This window comes from Ruegeria sp. F12 (assembly GCF_056533885.1).
The window spans coordinates 153,935-169,239 of the sequence record NZ_JBQFOV010000002.1; the positions used below are offsets into that span (position 1 = coordinate 153,935).

18 protein-coding genes and 1 tRNA gene are annotated in these 15,305 nt (G+C 57.3%); 6 read left to right on the top strand and 13 right to left on the bottom strand.

Going from position 1 to position 15,305, the window contains the following annotated elements:
- Nucleotides 1-117: 117 nt before the first annotated feature.
- The 6 genes from ACR0CA_RS03410 to ACR0CA_RS03435 all read right to left on the bottom strand — a co-directional run bounded on the left by ACR0CA_RS03410 (nucleotide 118) and on the right by ACR0CA_RS03435 (nucleotide 4,979).
- Nucleotides 118-1,731 carry a tyrosine-type recombinase/integrase gene (locus ACR0CA_RS03410; protein ID WP_480897451.1) on the bottom strand — a complete coding sequence of 538 codons (1,614 nt, stop codon included), beginning with the start codon at nucleotides 1,729-1,731 and terminating at the stop codon, nucleotides 118-120.
- A complete protein-coding gene (locus ACR0CA_RS03415) occupies nucleotides 1,728-2,144 on the bottom strand; it encodes a helix-turn-helix transcriptional regulator (RefSeq protein WP_170753921.1) in 417 nt (138 codons plus the stop codon). Before ACR0CA_RS03415 ends, ACR0CA_RS03410 begins: the two co-directional genes overlap by 4 nt.
- Nucleotides 2,145-2,204: 60 nt before the next feature.
- The gene (locus ACR0CA_RS03420) at nucleotides 2,205-2,405 is read right to left on the bottom strand and encodes a helix-turn-helix transcriptional regulator (protein ID WP_170753919.1); all 201 of its coding nucleotides are present in this window, start codon (nucleotides 2,403-2,405) and stop codon (nucleotides 2,205-2,207) included.
- 116 nt (nucleotides 2,406-2,521) lie between these two features.
- On the bottom strand, nucleotides 2,522-3,541 hold the full coding sequence (locus tag ACR0CA_RS03425; RefSeq protein WP_480897452.1) for a hypothetical protein: 1,020 nt from the start codon (nucleotides 3,539-3,541) through the stop codon (nucleotides 2,522-2,524).
- On the bottom strand, nucleotides 3,534-4,739 hold the full coding sequence (locus ACR0CA_RS03430) for a tyrosine-type recombinase/integrase (RefSeq protein ID WP_108861800.1): 1,206 nt from the start codon (nucleotides 4,737-4,739) through the stop codon (nucleotides 3,534-3,536). Before ACR0CA_RS03430 ends, ACR0CA_RS03425 begins: the two co-directional genes overlap by 8 nt.
- Nucleotides 4,740-4,903: 164 nt before the next feature.
- A tRNA-Thr gene (locus ACR0CA_RS03435) sits at nucleotides 4,904-4,979 on the bottom strand.
- A gap of 163 nt (nucleotides 4,980-5,142) precedes the next feature.
- On the opposite strand from ACR0CA_RS03435, the gene ACR0CA_RS03440 reads away from it, so the two are divergent.
- Nucleotides 5,143-6,051: a hypothetical protein gene (locus ACR0CA_RS03440; RefSeq protein ID WP_170790451.1), complete on the top strand. Its 909-nt coding sequence runs from the start codon at nucleotides 5,143-5,145 to the stop codon at nucleotides 6,049-6,051.
- 48 nt (nucleotides 6,052-6,099) lie between these two features.
- Here the strand turns inward: ACR0CA_RS03440 and ACR0CA_RS03445 are convergent, their stop codons facing one another.
- Nucleotides 6,100-6,369, bottom strand: a complete 270-nt coding sequence (locus tag ACR0CA_RS03445) for a DUF2312 domain-containing protein (protein WP_170614681.1) — start codon at nucleotides 6,367-6,369, stop codon at nucleotides 6,100-6,102.
- A 163-nt stretch (nucleotides 6,370-6,532) separates the two neighbouring features.
- On the opposite strand from ACR0CA_RS03445, the gene ACR0CA_RS03450 reads away from it, so the two are divergent.
- The gene (locus ACR0CA_RS03450) at nucleotides 6,533-6,751 is read left to right on the top strand and encodes a hypothetical protein (protein WP_170770077.1); all 219 of its coding nucleotides are present in this window, start codon (nucleotides 6,533-6,535) and stop codon (nucleotides 6,749-6,751) included.
- 9 nt (nucleotides 6,752-6,760) lie between these two features.
- Here the strand turns inward: ACR0CA_RS03450 and ACR0CA_RS03455 are convergent, their stop codons facing one another.
- Nucleotides 6,761-6,976 carry a hypothetical protein gene (locus ACR0CA_RS03455; protein WP_170770076.1) on the bottom strand — a complete coding sequence of 72 codons (216 nt, stop codon included), beginning with the start codon at nucleotides 6,974-6,976 and terminating at the stop codon, nucleotides 6,761-6,763.
- 244 nt (nucleotides 6,977-7,220) lie between these two features.
- On the opposite strand from ACR0CA_RS03455, the gene ACR0CA_RS03460 reads away from it, so the two are divergent.
- The 4 genes from ACR0CA_RS03460 to ACR0CA_RS03475 are packed head-to-tail and all read left to right on the top strand — an operon-like array spanning nucleotide 7,221 to nucleotide 9,401.
- Nucleotides 7,221-8,084 (top strand): MBL fold metallo-hydrolase, encoded by an 864-nt coding sequence (locus tag ACR0CA_RS03460; protein WP_170770075.1) that lies wholly within the window; start codon nucleotides 7,221-7,223, stop codon nucleotides 8,082-8,084.
- Between the two features lie 22 nt (nucleotides 8,085-8,106).
- Nucleotides 8,107-8,529 (top strand): YeeE/YedE family protein, encoded by a 423-nt coding sequence (locus ACR0CA_RS03465; RefSeq protein WP_170770074.1) that lies wholly within the window; start codon nucleotides 8,107-8,109, stop codon nucleotides 8,527-8,529.
- Nucleotides 8,529-8,960, top strand: a complete 432-nt coding sequence (locus tag ACR0CA_RS03470; protein ID WP_170770073.1) for a DUF6691 family protein — start codon at nucleotides 8,529-8,531, stop codon at nucleotides 8,958-8,960. Before ACR0CA_RS03465 ends, ACR0CA_RS03470 begins: the two co-directional genes overlap by 1 nt.
- A gap of 9 nt (nucleotides 8,961-8,969) precedes the next feature.
- Nucleotides 8,970-9,401, top strand: coding sequence for a protein tyrosine phosphatase family protein (locus ACR0CA_RS03475; protein ID WP_170790448.1), 432 nt, complete (start codon nucleotides 8,970-8,972; stop codon nucleotides 9,399-9,401).
- Nucleotides 9,402-9,410: 9 nt separating this feature from the next.
- Here the strand turns inward: ACR0CA_RS03475 and ACR0CA_RS03480 are convergent, their stop codons facing one another.
- From ACR0CA_RS03480 to ACR0CA_RS03500, 5 genes are all read right to left on the bottom strand, one after another.
- A complete protein-coding gene (locus ACR0CA_RS03480) occupies nucleotides 9,411-10,484 on the bottom strand; it encodes a FliM/FliN family flagellar motor C-terminal domain-containing protein (RefSeq protein ID WP_170770071.1) in 1,074 nt (357 codons plus the stop codon).
- A gap of 73 nt (nucleotides 10,485-10,557) precedes the next feature.
- Nucleotides 10,558-13,236, bottom strand: coding sequence for an ATP-binding protein (locus ACR0CA_RS03485; RefSeq protein WP_170790447.1), 2,679 nt, complete (start codon nucleotides 13,234-13,236; stop codon nucleotides 10,558-10,560).
- Nucleotides 13,224-13,535 carry a hypothetical protein gene (locus tag ACR0CA_RS03490; RefSeq protein WP_170770069.1) on the bottom strand — a complete coding sequence of 104 codons (312 nt, stop codon included), beginning with the start codon at nucleotides 13,533-13,535 and terminating at the stop codon, nucleotides 13,224-13,226. Before ACR0CA_RS03490 ends, ACR0CA_RS03485 begins: the two co-directional genes overlap by 13 nt.
- Entirely contained in the window at nucleotides 13,532-13,912 is a 381-nt protein-coding gene (locus ACR0CA_RS03495) for a response regulator transcription factor (protein WP_170770068.1), read from the bottom strand. The genes ACR0CA_RS03490 and ACR0CA_RS03495 overlap by 4 nt, the downstream gene beginning before the upstream one ends.
- Nucleotides 13,913-13,989: 77 nt before the next feature.
- Nucleotides 13,990-15,285: a helix-turn-helix domain-containing protein gene (locus tag ACR0CA_RS03500; RefSeq protein ID WP_480548765.1), complete on the bottom strand. Its 1,296-nt coding sequence runs from the start codon at nucleotides 15,283-15,285 to the stop codon at nucleotides 13,990-13,992.
- Nucleotides 15,286-15,305: the final 20 nt, after the last annotated feature.

Consider the following 15,305-nt stretch of genomic DNA (forward strand, 5'->3'; position numbering starts at 1 on the left):
CCCCGTCTCAGCATGTTCGGCGTTTGGTGAAAGAAATTTTTTGCGCTGTTCTCGTAGATTTCCGAAGTCTACCTTCTGCGCATCTCCGCCGCTCGTGTTCAGCGCGGTAAATGCCCCCTACTCCAGCACCTCATCTCCATCGCGGGCAGCCGCACGCCTTTCGGCCAAACGTTTTGCCATGTTGTACTCGTCACTGCCCCGTTCGAAGCGGCTTTCATAGAAGTCGAGCACCATCGCGTTTTCCTTGGCGGTTAGCAAACCACCAGTAGAAAGCCCCTCGATAATGCTGCGACGTTGATGGTCCGACATTTTTCCATAGTAGATTTCAGTGATTTTTTCGTTCGTATGGCCAAGATTTAGGGACCAGGCTTTACGGTCTTTGGGAGAGGTGCAAAGCTCATCCCCAAGCGCCTTGAGCGTATCACGAACAGAGTGCGGTGTGCATTTGCGTCCGATCTGGGAGGTGGCGAGATCAAAGGCGCAGCTCACGGCTGAGGAGGATTTCATCGGGGGTACGGGGCTGATCTCTGATCCTCGTTGTTTCAGATGTGCAAGCTCAGGGAAGACAGCGTCGTCTTGGGTGAAGCCCATTACCATTAGCTCCGAAAGCCAGCTTACGAAAACCTCTTGGAAGGCTTCAGTACGCGGGAAGAAAACACTGCGAAAGCTCTTCCCATTCTTTGCGCGCATTTCTAAGGCGTCCTGAACCAGCTCCCCTTTACAAAGGTCAATATGTTTCAGTCTCAGCGTAGTGAGCGCTGCGGCGCGTAACCCACTGGCATAAGCACAAGCCACCATGGCGCGATCACGGCGCTCCGCAATCGTGCGATCAGGCATCTTCTCCAACATCTTTTCCGCCTGCTCGATCGTCAGATAGTCGCGATCATCACGCGGCAGGGTTTTGGCGTGTACCGCCTTTGGAAGCTCCAGATAGAGTGGGATGTTTTGACTCAAACGCTTGTAGCCGTCCTGAAGCCGGAGCCATTCGAAGAACTGGCGAACCTGCGACGCGTGGTGCCGGATGGTAGAATTACTCAAACCACCATGCTCTTTGAGCGTTTGGCCAAGATTAACCAAATGATCACGAAAGTCTGCGGCGTCCTTTGGCGTGACCTTGTCGAAGGCTTTGCCTCCTAGGAAAACCTCCAGCATGCGGATGCTCCGCAGATGGGCGCGTTTGGTCGAAGTCTCAAAGCGCCCAGCATAGATTTGCCACTCATGCACGATCCGATCGTTTGTCGGGTACCAAACCGTCTCGCGAAAGCCGGGTTTATTCCCGGTATCAGCTGGGATCTCACAATTACTTTCGTCTATCAGAGCCAGGCTGGTACCCGACATAAGGCATTTTTCTATTCTGTCGTATTCTGACGCTTTCAGTAACTTTGTTACCTGGGCATCGCAGGTAGCGCAGACGCCCACCGCCATGTACCTATGACTGGAGGTTGTCATCAGCGAGATCGACTGTGGAGCGGGATAACATGCGCTGCCGCAGCTCAAACAATTGAACTCACCCTGTTTCAGTTTAGCGAGCGGTTTGCGCTTCTGGCCATTGTGGTAGCGTTGCAGCTCAGCCCCACGAAAAATAAAAGGACGCAGATCGTCTGATTTCCGCAGGCCGGATTTCATCCAGTCGGTGATGGCATTGCGGCGAACATTGTAGATTTTACACAGTTCATCTACCGAATAGACTTGGTCTTGGCAGACCTTCACCTTGTAGTGGGCCCGTGTCATATTTTGCGCCCTGACTTGCGACTTTTCTTCTTGGTTTGGTGTGATGCTTCAGCCAGTTTTTTCTCAAATGCGAGCAGGCTGGATAGGCGCCAGCGACTGCTGTTTGGAGGCAGCTTGATCGGTGCCGGTAGAACACCAAGCTCCACGCGTTTCCAAACTGTTTGGCGAGCGATACCGAAGCGTTTAGCCACTTCAACGTCTTTGAGATAGCGTTCGTCTTCGCCGAGGTTTTCAGCTTCTATCGCCTCCAATGCAGCAACCTGCACTGGCGTCAGAGCGGGCGGATTGGAATGAAGCTGAACTTGAGTCTGAACCCCGCCTTGATTGGTGTCATACGCAGGCGGTTGCGAACCGGCAGTAGAGGGATCTGCGAACAGATCCCCTATAGCAGAATTGTAGCTGAATTTAGCCATCGGCACCCCCATTCAGAGATGCCCAGTTATGGGAAAGAGAAAGGTTCGGGAGCTGGTGCATTAAGCGCCCTCCCGCAAGAGTTCGCGGATATCACCAACACGCCAAGCTGTTGTGCGAGGCCCGAGACGTACAGGCTGAGGGAAGCGCCCAGCACGGACGCCTGCCCACCACGTCGAACGGGATACAGGCACGGGACCGTGAGGGTGCAGGATCTGCTTTTCGCGCAGCAGCGCTTCGTTGGGAAGATCGTCAAATTGCATCGTAGTCCATCTATGTTTGTTACAGATGGTCCAAGGCTGACGAGGTCCGGTCTTGTGCAGCGATTATCCACGAAGTCCGATCGTGGATCCACGATGTGAATTATATTTTTAAGGGTTCAGTCGCTCCAATAGTTGCTGTTGACGTGCAATTCACTTGCCTCCTTTAGAAGCCTACGAACCGTTTGCTGATCCACCCCGCAGCCAAGTTCAGCAGCTTTGTCCGCAATCTGCTTCGGCACGTCAGAGCGTTTTTGGATGGGCGTATAACTGTGACCGTCCACTGCGCATGCAATGAGGGCTTTTTGAAGCGTTGCGATCCGTGTAGTGCTTGCAGACTTTTGCGCCCGGCTGTTTTCGGGGGAGGAAGAGGCCTCAAGCTTTGCGTCCAAAGCAGACAGGCGCTCATCTTTCGCTCGCAGCATATCTCGAAGTTTTTCGTTCTCCGCGATGATTTCCGCTTTCTCGGCAACGGAATCCGGATGCTGGCCATCGTGAGGCGGCATCCCCACGGCACGCCGCCACGCTAAGGACACATAATACCCCCTTTTCGCCAGCCAAAGCAGATAGTCCTTTGCAGGCGCCTTCTCACTGATTTCCCCGATCTCTAACGCCCTTTCCAATATCAGGAACCTGTCGTCACGCTCACGTATCGTCTCTCCGGTTTCCGGGGCGTGACCGCGCCAGCTTTCTGTGCGGAATGGCTTAAAGTTCAGCGACAAATCGATTGCCTCGCGGGCTGTCCAATAAGGTTTTCGGATCCATTCCCCGATCAGAATCCGTTCCTGCCCAGCGTATTCAGGGGAAAGAATTTCCTTCCTTCGATGCGCAAAATGCTGACCGTCAAATACGATCGGGCGTTCCGGTGTGATGGCTAGCCACCAATCTGCATGGAACGGTAGGTTGTTGCGCTCTGCCCACCAAAGCCAAAAAACAGGCGCGCCAAATCGTTCACCCGACCGCTTCGTTCTAGTTAGTAGCGCACTGTGGTCATCCAGCTCCTTTGCGGCTCCGGCATCATCCGGCGAAATGCCCAACGCAAGTAGGACCGCGTCTTTGAGGGACCAACTGCTCTGATAGACCCAAGTTTGGATCAATTGTTCGGTAGGTTTTACCGGGGCTTGTTCACATTCAATCATGTCCCAGTTTTTCCTTCTTCATCTTATCAAGTTGATCTGCCCACCACTGTGTCAAATCAACTCGCTCATCCCAGTGTGTTCCGCGTGCATATGCCCGGCGGATTTCGTTCTTTTCCACATGGGCGAGGGCTCGCTCAATGGCGTCCGGATGCCAGCGGCCGGACTCATTGGCCAGTGTGGAAAACATTGCCCGAAAGCCATGCGCCGTCATCTCGTCCTTCTCGTATCCCATGCGGCGCAGCGCGGCATTCAAAGTATTGTCGCTCATGCAGCGCTTGGATGAACGTACCGATGGAAAGAGCAACTTGCCCCAACCCGTCAGGTCGCGCAGTTCCTTCAAGTGATCGAAGGTTTGGCGGGAAAGCGGTATTGTGTGAGGCCGCCGCATCTTGGCGCGATGTGCCGGAACGGTCCACGCCATTCTGGCCTCGTCGATCTCATCCCACTCCGCCATTCGCAACTCTCCGGGGCGCAGGGCAGTCAATGCGAGCAGTTGCAACGCGAGGCGCGTAGTTCTTTGACCAGCAAACCCGTCGATAGCCCGGAGCAATGCACCGACCTGCGCCGGATCAGTGATTGCCGCGCGGTGCTGTACTTGGGGCCTGATCAGGGCATCCTTCAAACCATAGGTCGGATCGTTATCCGCGAGTCCCAGGGCGATGGCATAGCGAAAGACGGCCCCGGCAGCAGACCGCATCCGTACGGCGGTTTCGTGATTGCCCTTTTTTTCCATCTTCTGCAGCGGAACCAGAATATCCCGTGCTGTTATTTGCGTGATCGGCATTTTCCCGATGTCTGCGGAAAGTAGCCGGTGAAACCAGGCGGTCTTTGTCAGCGTTGCTTCGGCACGGCCTTCGCTGCGCTTCTTTTCCAGCAGTTCTGCCGCCAACTTGGAGAAGGTAGCGTTGTTCTCTGCCTCTTCTCTGGCTTTTTTGTCTTTGCGCACGCTGGAAGGATCTTCGCCATTTGCGATCAGGCTGCGGGCGTCGTCCCGTTTCCGTCGCGCATCGGCCAGTGTCACTTCTGGATACTTGCCCAGCGCCAGCAGCTTTTCCTTTTGGAACCAACGATACTTGAAGCGCCAGAGTTTCGAACCGTTCGGCTTCACCAGCAAATAAAGCCCGTCAAAATCGGCCTGCTTGTAGGGCTTCTCCCTAGGTTTCAGAGCCCGAATCCGTGCGTCGCTCAAAACAGGCATTGGGGGTACCTTCCAGTCACCGTGTGGCACGTACCCCAATTTGGTACCCCATTTGGGGGCAGATTACAGCGCACGTGGCAGGACAACATCGGACAATCCGAAAGTAGAAATCCTGCAACTACAAGCTACTATCAGTCAAAATCGAACGCAACTGGATGTTAAAGTGGTGCCCCCACACGGACTCGAACCGCGGACCTACTGATTACAAATCAGTTGCTCTACCAGCTGAGCTATAGGGGCACTAGGTGTCGATTACTTTCTCTGCCGCGCGACTGCAAGCCCGAAATTTCACCGCAACTTAGGGAAATTCTTGTTTCGTCGTTGGCGAGGCAAGCGAAGGGTTAGTTGAGGCGGGTTTGACTGCGCGGGTTGCAACCTGTAACCCGACAAACGAGGCAAGAAGATGCAGGGACGAGAGCCGGATATGCAGTTTGCGATCCACGCTGGGGCCGCTTTTACGGATCAGGGGCGGCTGCAAAGGTCGCTTCAGGCGAATGGTGCGTTGCTCAGCGAGTGTGGCGCGCGGTTCTTTGGCCCTCGTCGGTATCGTCAGTATTTCAAACCGAATTTCGGCGGGCCAGATATTCGAACTCTGTCACCTGACGCAATCAAGAAAATGCGACTGGCCTTGCCTGTGGACGCGGCGACCAAGCGTGCCATTTTCCTGAACGACAATTTCGTGGGTGATCAGGGGAATCTTCTGCGCGACGGCCAACTTTATCCCGATGCCGGGCGCAGGATGGCGCTGTTGCAGCAGGCCTTTCCAGAAGAACCTATAAATCTGTATTTCGCCCTTAGAAATCCAGGCAGTTTCATCCCGAAACTGCTGATGGCCCTGCCCGACCCAGATCGCGAAGAGATTCTGCGCACAACAGATCTAAGCTGTCTGAGCTGGATTGGCATGATCGAGGATATTCGTGATCTCGCCCCGGATGTGAAGATTACGCTTTGGTGCAACGAAGACACCCCCCTCATCTGGGGCAATGTTGTGCGCCAAGTCAGCGGGATACCCGAAACCGCAGCCCTTACCGGAGAATATGACCTGATCTTGTCGTTGTTGACTGCAGAGGGGCAAGTTCTGGCGCAGGCAGCCTTGGACACTGAAGCCAACGATCCTGAAGCCCTTCAGGTCCAGTTGTTCCACATTTTTGAGGAACACGCCGAAACGGACAGGCTTGAAGAGGAGCTTGAGCTTCCCGGATGGAACGCAGAAATCGTTGATGCATTCTCGGAGCTGTACGAACAGGACGTAGCTCGGTTGGCAAATATGAGCGGGGTTCAGGTTCTGAGCCCGCGCAACGCGCCCCTCTAGGTATTGAGGGATGGGCAAACGCCGGGTGTGGGCGTTTGCAAAGGGCCTTTAGCTCATGCCAAGCGCTTCTTTGTACATTTCAAGGACCGCCTCTTCCTCGGCGATGTCGTCCTTGTCGCGTTTACGCAGGGCAATGACCTTGCGCATCACCTTGGTGTCGTAGCCGCGGGCCTTGGCTTCGGCCATAACCTCTTTCTGCTGCTCTGCGATGTCTTTTTTCTCGGCATCCAGACGCTCGAACCGCTCGATAAATTGGCGCAGTTCTCCGGCGGTCACGCGGTAATTGGCGGTGGCCTGGTCTTCGGTCATATCTTCCATCTACGTCTCTCCCAGAGGTTGCGGTCCGGCCGCGGTGGCAGCGGCAATATGCCGGATACATCGCACCCGCCGGCGCCGCAAGCGGTCAATCGCAGGCCGGGCTTGTGCGCCACAATGCGATCCGGTAAGCGCAATGCGCATCAGCAAAAGATTGCGAGGCCAAATGTTCGAACTCATCACCTGGGGCGGAGCCGCCCTGTCGCTTGCCGGTCTCCTGGGGCTGGTCTGGTGTATCCTGCGCGTGATGAAGGCCCGCAAATCGGGCCTGTCTGATGATGAACTGCGCGCCGTTGTTCAGGGGGTTCTGCCGTGGAATCTGGCATCCCTGTTTTTGTCGGTCCTGGGCCTGATGCTGGTGATCCTGGGAATTTCGTTTAGCTAAACCTGTATGTCATACTGGCAAGTTGTCGAACTGCGCTTCCATTGCATCTTCGCAAAGGGCCGCATCCAGGCGACGCAGCCGCGATGGCACGTGAACGCCCTGCTGGCGCATCCGATCGATTACCTTTGTAACGCTAGGCTGCAAGGCCAGACGAGTTTCCAGACAGGCACCCTGCAACTTTTCTTCCAGTTGTGCGGCTTCGGAATACAAATTGCTTGTAGACATCGTCATCCTCCCAAATGCTGTCTGACTACACCCATATAGGTAACTGTTTTAAGACTAGCTGATCCACGCCCGCGGTCGCGCATAAACTTGCCGTTGCGTAAGGCAAAATCGGCGGCGAATTGCGGAACGGTTAAAGTCTAGTCGATTTCCGGCTAATCTGCCTTGACAGGCATCAAGTCACGCAAGCTTGATTGCGATATATTCCAGACTTACTATATAAAGAGAAAGACAAGCGGAGGGCAAGATGACACCCAAGGTCAAGGCATTTTTCGACACCGATACATTCACGGTGTCTTATCTGGTGCAAGAACCCGAAGGCACAGCCTGCGCGATTATCGACAGCGTTCTGGATTTCGACCATGCCTCGGGTCGCACGAGCACCAGTTCAGCCGACGAGATCATCAGCCATGTCCGCGCCAACGGGCTGAAGGTCGAATGGATTTTGGAAAGTCATGTCCATGCCGACCACCTGTCGGCTGCGCCTTACCTTCAGCAGGAACTGGGTGGGAAAATTGGCATCGGCGACCAGATCGTCACCATTCAGGAAACCTTCGGCAAAATCTTCAACGAAGGGACGGAGTTTCAGCGCGATGGCAGCCAATTCGACGCCCTGTTCCGCCAAGGCGACAGTTTTCACATCGGCCAGATGCGGGGTGATGTCCTGCATACGCCCGGCCACACTCCGGCTTGCATGACCTATGTGATCGGCGATGCGGCTTTTGTCGGCGATACCCTGTTCATGCCCGATTTCGGAACCGCGCGCTGTGACTTTCCCGGTGGGTCCTCGGAGGTCTTATATGACTCGATTCAAAAGATCCTTTCCCTGCCCGACGAGACTCGGATCTTTGTTGGTCACGACTACAAAGCCCCCGGCCGCGATGAGTTCGCGTGGGAAACCACCGTGGGCGAACAAAAGGCGCTGAACGTGCATATCGGTCAGGGCCGCCCGATCGAAGAATTCGTCGAGATGCGGGATGCGCGCGATGCTACCCTGGGAATGCCGCGTCTGATCCTTCCTTCCCTTCAAGTCAACATGCGGGCCGGCCAGATGCCACCAGCGGACGAAAAAGGCGATGTTTTTCTGAAGGTTCCACTGAACAAGCTGTAACGATCCGTCGAAAGGGCAAACAATGCAAACGGAATGGATTTGGGGATTTGGCGGCGGCCTGATGATCGGGATGGGCGCTGCCATTTACCTGTTGGGTAACGGTCGCATCATGGGGGCCAGCGGTATTTTAGGCGGGCTGATCGACGGCTCGGACCGTACAAAAGAGCGACTGGCCTTTATCGCAGGACTTGTCGGAATGCCCCTGATTCTCAGCCTGCTTCTATCTCCCGCGCCCGCGACACATCTGACAGGCAATCTCTCGGTCGTCATTATTGCGGGCCTGCTGGTTGGGGTCGGCACTCGGATCGCCAATGGCTGCACGTCGGGGCATGGGGTTTGCGGCATCTCCCGGTTTTCGCTGCGCGGCATCGTGGCGACGGTAATTTATATTGGCGCCGGTGCCGTAATCTTGGTGTTCCTGCGCCACCTGCTGGGGTTGATCTGATGCGTATGGTGATTTCCCTCCTTGCAGGGTCCCTTTTCGGCGCGGGGCTGCTTTTGTCGGGCATGACCGACACCACCAAAGTTCAGGGTTGGTTGGACATTTTCGGAAATTGGGACCCGACGCTGGCCTTTGTGATGGGCGGCGCGATCGTGCCCATGTTCTTTGCCTGGCGACTGGCCGAGCACCGCCGCCCGTTGACTGGCGGGACGTTTCCGGCCCCATCCGCTCCCGAGCTTGACCGCAACCTGATCATCGGCTCGGTTATGTTCGGGATGGGTTGGGGGCTGTCGGGCCTGTGCCCTGGACCGGCCATTGCGTCGATCTCATATGGGGGAGTTGGCGGGATTGTGTTCCTTCTTGCGATGATTGCGGGGATGTATGCGGCCCCTGCCGTGGGGTCGAAACTGGACAGGGCGGCCAACGCGGCCTAATCAAACAGGATGGAGATTCGCCCCATCACCCCCCGCTACGCCGTCTCGCCGCAAATCACGGTCGAGGATGTCCCAGCCATTGTCGATGCAGGTTTCGTGAAGGTTATCTGCAACCGCCCGAATACTGAGGTGCCGGTCGATATGCAGTCTGACGCAATCGGTCAGGCTGTTCGGGCGGCAGGGCTGGAATATGAGGTTCTGGAACTGACCCACCAGACGATGACGCCGGAAAACGTGACCCGTCAGCGTGACCTTGCCGAAAACTGCACCGGGCCGGTTCTGGCCTATTGCGCCTCTGGCACGCGATGCTCGGTTGTCTGGGCCTTGGGACAATGTGACCGGATGAGCACCGATGACATTCTAGAGGCCACAACCAAGGCGGGTTACGCACTGGAGAACCTGCGCCCGACGCTGGACCAAATTCGCGGCTCGACAGACTGATCTACCGCTTTACCCAAATGCATCCGGGTTGTTTTCCAAACCAGCGAGTTTGGAAATTTCGGCGGCGATCTGATCAGAGTCGTTGAATTCCAGTGTCTCTGCTGTCAGATCGGGCGCCTTTATCGAGGGCTGACCTTCTTGCCTCGCTGTTTCTGTGTGGTGAGGTTGCTCGGTGGCCAACCGGGCTTCCAGAAACTCTTCGGTATTGGCCAGTGCTGGCAGTGGCGCATATTCATTTAACCGCACTGCTCGCATCCCGCCACATTGGCCCAATCGTCCGACCGCGGCACGGGTGCGATCTATGGTCAGAACCTCGGCCCGATCCAACCGGGAGCCGGTAAGCGGCAATACATCGCCCGCCGAGAGCCCCGACAATGCAGCCAGCGGCAGGGTCATTCGGCAAATCACCGTGTTCAATTCGGCCCGCACAACCCCGGTTGCCTGCTCCAGGCTCGGCCCCGAGGGGTCTTCGGGCACAATTTCAGCATCCGTGCCCGCCCGCTCGGGCAAAAGCAGTGCAATATGGCCCTGACGCAACCCGCCACTCAATTCGACCGTCAGATCAAAGGTCAAATATGCGTCCTCAACCATGGCCAGGGACAACGATCGCATATCAGCAAGACGGGCTTTGAATTCATAACCGGTTAGGCCAGGCTGGCCGCCAGTGGGATCGGCTAAAGCATCGGCGCGACGCAGTGCCTCTTCGACCATTGGCGCGACCATGGCGGCATCCGTGTCTGTGAACGAACGACCGGAAGGAGGGTCAGGCATGACCTCTCCGATCGTTTGCACCTGAAGGATGGCCGATACCACCCCGATATCCATACATACCGCTGCCGCGACCCCATCGGGATCTGAGAAGCGCAACAACAACCAATCGTCGCCTGCAAAATCGCCCAGTACATCCGGAGATCTTGCTGACTGCTTCGCCCCGATGACTGAAAGAGGTAAGTTCAACCGATCCCCCGCGGCGCGGGCAAACCCCAGCCGAAAAGCGCGCAGGGCAGAACGAGGGCCATCCCCCTGCCCTTCTTGCCCGACCGAGAGTTTGCGCGCCAACACCGCGTTGACCGGTTGTGCCATAGCCTAAACCGCCAAATTACTTCATCTTCTCTGGTCTAACCCAGCGGCGGTTACCAATGTCTTTACAAAAAAGCTATTGCGCGGCCTGCCGATAGGCCAACGGCACGCGAACGCGGAACGCTGCGCCGCCTTGACCGGGCAAGTAGGTAATCTCTCCGCCAAGGCGCTGCATGATTTCCCGGCAGATCGCCAGACCCAATCCCGCCCCGCCGGCTTTGTCACCGCCGATCCGAGCGAATTTCTCGAACACCATCGACTGCGCCTCGGGAGGAATGCCGCTGCCGTTATCGGTGAAATCGACCACGACTTGTCCCCCTACATCATGGGCGGAAATCGTCAGAACCGGCTCATCCGCGTCGCAATACTTCTGGGCGTTCGTGATCAGATTGATGAAGACCTGCCCCAGACGATCAAGATCGGTATGGAGCGGCAGGCGTTCAGACGCGATTGAACGCCGAACGGTCAAAGTATGGCTTCCTCCGGCCAAAGCGCTGGAAACAGCCCGATCCAGCACGGACCGCAGCGTATCGCCACCCATGTTCAAACTGACCCGACCGCTTTCCAGAACGCTGAGGTCCAACAAATCGTCCAGCAGCCGCGTCAGGCGCAGCGCCTCGTCATGGATGATGGCGGCATAGCGCGTCTGTTCCTGAACGCTCAGCCCGTCCGTGTCGCGCATGATCTCGGAAAACGCCCGGATCGAGGTCATGGGGGTGCGCAATTCATGGCTGACCTGGCTGAGGAAACTGTCTTTCTGCTCTGAGATTTGGGTCAGCTTGGTATTGGCCTCGCGCAGTTGCCGTGCAGTGCGGCTGAGTTCGGCTGACTTCACCTCAAGCTGGCTGGAATATTCCAACAATTGCGCCGATTCGTCGGCCACCGCCAGCAGGTCTTCGACCGAAACCGACGAGCCTCCCACGATCTGACCGATCATCGCGTGGGCCGTCGCCGCCCCGACCGAACCGCTAAGTTCCCGTTCCAGCCGCTCCAGAAAGGCAGGTGTCGGCTCGGGTAGGCGCGTGCGGCCACCCTGTTGCTGGGCTTCGGCCTGAAAGAATTCCTGCGCAGGACCGGCCCCCAGAATCCGCTGGGTCATGATCATCAGGTCTTCGCTTTGTGCGACCGATCCACTCCAGCCACGTGGGGCAACGGAATGGTCAAATACATTGACGAATTGCGCGCCCTGCAACCGTTCCAGCGGGCTGGGAAAGCTCAGCAGCGAAGCCACGCAGAACGCCACCGTGTTCAACGACAGCGACCACATCACCGCGTGGACCATTGGATCCATGCCCTCGATCCCGAACAGCGCCTGCGGGCGTAACCAGCCCAGCCCGAAAGGTCCGTGCTGCAAGACGCTGTCGGTCATCAGGACACCGCCCATTCCGGGCAGCAACAACGTATATATCCAAAGCAGAAACCCGGTCGTCAGCCCCACAAGCGCGCCCGTCCGCGTGGCCCCTCTCCAGAACAACCCGCCGACCAAAGCGGGTAAGATTTGCGAAATTCCGGCAAAAGCCACCAACCCGATTGACGCAAGCGCCGCTCCTCCTCCTGACAATCGGTAATAATAGTACCCAAACGCCATGATCACCGCGATAGACACGCGTCGCGCCATCAAAACAACGTTGCGCACATCGCCCGAGACAGGTCCGCCCCCTTCCTGCGTGCTAAGCCAAATGGGCATGACCAAATGGTTCGACACCATAGTCGACAGCGCCATGGCGGTGACGATCACCATGGATGTGGCCGACGAAAATCCTCCGATAAATGACAGCATGGCCAGCCATTCATTGCCCTGCGACAGCGGCACCGTCAGCACAAACAGATCGGGGTTCGAGCCGTCGGGCAACAGGTCAAGCCCGACCACGGCGATCGGCACCACGAACAGGCTCATCAACAGAAGATACAGCGGAAAGGCCCAGGCGGCAGTCCTCAGATGCGCTTCATCTGCGTTCTCAACGACCATGACCTGAAACATGCGGGGCAGACAAACAAAGGCCGCGGCGGACAGAAAGACAAAGGTTGTCCAGCGACCGGCATCGACGTTCCACTGACCTATCTCCGAGGCATCAATACGGTCCATCATTGGCGCGACACCGCCGGCAATGCCCCAGACGACAAAGATGCCCACCGCCAGAAGCGCAAAAAGTTTGACGACGGATTCAACCGCAATTGCAGTGACCACGCCGTGGTGGCGCTCGTTGGCGTCCAGATTTCGCGTTCCAAACAAAATGGCGAAAACAGCCAGCCCTGCCGCAACCCAAAACACGCTTGATCCTTCGCGGTAAAGCCCTGTGGGGTCGGCCTCGGCAAAGATCGAAAAGGACAGTGTGATGGATTGCAGTTGCAGCGCGATATAAGGCGTGCCGCCTAGCACAGCCAGTATGGTCACGCCGATTGCCAGCGTGTTCGACTTGCCATACCGGGACGAGATCAGGTCGGCGATTGACGTCACCCGCTGACTGCGCCCCACCCGCACCAGTTTGCGTAAACCCCACCACCAGCTGATCATCACCAGCGTGGGGCCAAGATAGATCGTAACGAATTCCAGCCCCGAGCGGGCAGCATTGCCTACAGCGCCGTAAAAAGTCCAGGCAGTACAATAGATTGACAGAGACAGCGTATAGATCAGAGGTGAGCGCAACCACGCACCCTTGCCTGCCGCCGCCAACCGGTCCGCCGCAAAAGCGACGCCAAACAACAGCACGACATAGCCCAGACAAACAAGGATTAGAACGTTCAGCGTTGCCATTTGTCCGCATCCGATTCGGCGTCATCTCGGCTAGCGCTGCGCCTAGCTGCGAAGCCAAAGATCAAGCTGACCCCGATCAGCAGGCCCCAGCAAAAGAAAATGTAGAACATGGCCGAGGACAGGGGCACACCGTTGTCGCCTTCGGATTCCGGCCAAAGCAACGGAATGGCGATCAGCGCGGCCCCCAGAATCGGAAGCAGTCGCGCGGCGTCCATCAGCCGGCGGCGGCGGTAACTCTGGCGTTCCAGAAACAGCGAAGGCCGAACGCCCGGAGGCTGTCGATCCCCGCCGTTGCTCATGATTGCGTGGCCTGAGCGTGCAAGTCGCGTACGGCTGTCAGCACCTCGGCATTGGAAAACGGCTTAGTCATAAAGCGGCTGACCCCAGCATTTTCAGCCATCTCGCGGTCGCGCGATTGCCCGCGTGCGGTCAGCATCAAAACCGGCAAGCTGCGCATATCGTCCAGTTCGCGCAGGTCACGCAGAATGTCCATGCCACTTTTGCCCGGCAACATGACATCAAGAATCACCAGATCAGGCTGTGCGCCCTGGATCACCTCGATCGCGTCCGTCCCTTCCGAGTGCGTTTCGACCTGCCAACCCTCACGCGTCAACAGGAACCGAATGGCCTCGGCAATGTTGGGCTCATCCTCAATCAACAGAACCTTGCGGCTCATTTGTCGTATTCCTCCCCGAGACGGATCATCCATCCACAAACCGTCAGCGCCAGCTTACGCCGTCTGTCGGGAAACTGTCAAAAACCTTCGCTCAGAATCGATGGTTCGCGGCGCGACGCGCAATCATCGTTGGGGCACACCCGGCAACTGGGACCTACACGTGCGACGGCCTGATCACTGGGCTGACCCTCTTCAACCGACCGGACCAACATGACCGAATGGTAAACAGGCGCATCATCGTAGCCTGCGACCCCTTGCGGCCACGCGTAGGCAAAGCAATCGAACTCGGCAGCCGAGCGACCAAGCTGCACGATCCGGCGACGGATCGGAACCAGAGGGCGATTTAGCGCCTGAAACAGGGGCCAAAGGGGGCAGGCCTCGCCAAATCGGGGCATTGCGAAGCCCGGAACGGATTTGGTGAACAGGATGCTGCCGGATGCATCGCAAATAACCAGCCCTGTCGGTCGCCGCAGCACGCCTTCGGGCAAAGCCGCAAGTCGCCGCAGGACGGTCGCGATATCCACGTTGAATTGAGCAGCCAGTTTCAGCGGGTCTGGCTCTGCACCGTCCAGCACCGCTTTCACCGCGTCCAAAGGCATAGCACGTGCATCGGTTGCATAGACGTCCAGAAACCCGCGGGTCACAGTCCGGGCCGCCGTCGAATCAAAACCGCTCAGGTCCAAGTCTGCAGGGTCCGCACCAGCCTCGATCTCGGGGAAATGATGGTCGTGACGTTCAAAGAACGCCTCAACATCTTCCAGCGGCACCCCGCTCCGATCATCGGTGGTTTCGGTGTCGTCCAGGTAAGCCACCAGCGATTTGGAGCTATCTGCCAACCTCTCCGCATCCTGGTGAAGGTTGCGGTGGAATCGATCCTGCCATTCAGGCTCAATCTCATGTGTTTCAGCCAGAATGGCGGCTGTGGACCGAATCGCGGCGGCGGTCGACAGCACCTCGTGCATCGACGCCGCCAAATGCGGGTCATGGGTCAGACGGTCGGACAGGGTTTCAACGGTGCGTTCCAGCGAAACCACCCGGCGGTGCATCTGCGCCAGAACCCCCGCCCAACCGGGAAACCGCCCAGCAAATTCCTCAAGCGCATCAACCTCAGCCTGCTGACCAACTGCGTCTACCGCAGCCTCACGCAGGGCCGAGATTAGGGTGGCTTCGATCCCCTGCGTCAAGACCGAAGGCTCAACCGACAGAGCCGCCGCAATATCGACCAGCAATTTCCCCCCGATCCGGCGGCGATTATGTTCGATCAGGTTCAGGTAAGAAGCCGAAATACCCACACGGCGCGCCAGTTCGGCCTGACGTAGACCAGCGATCTGACGCCTTTCGCGGATTCGACTTCCTGTCAGCGCGTCCCTCATAGCTGCACTTTCCCTGTCAT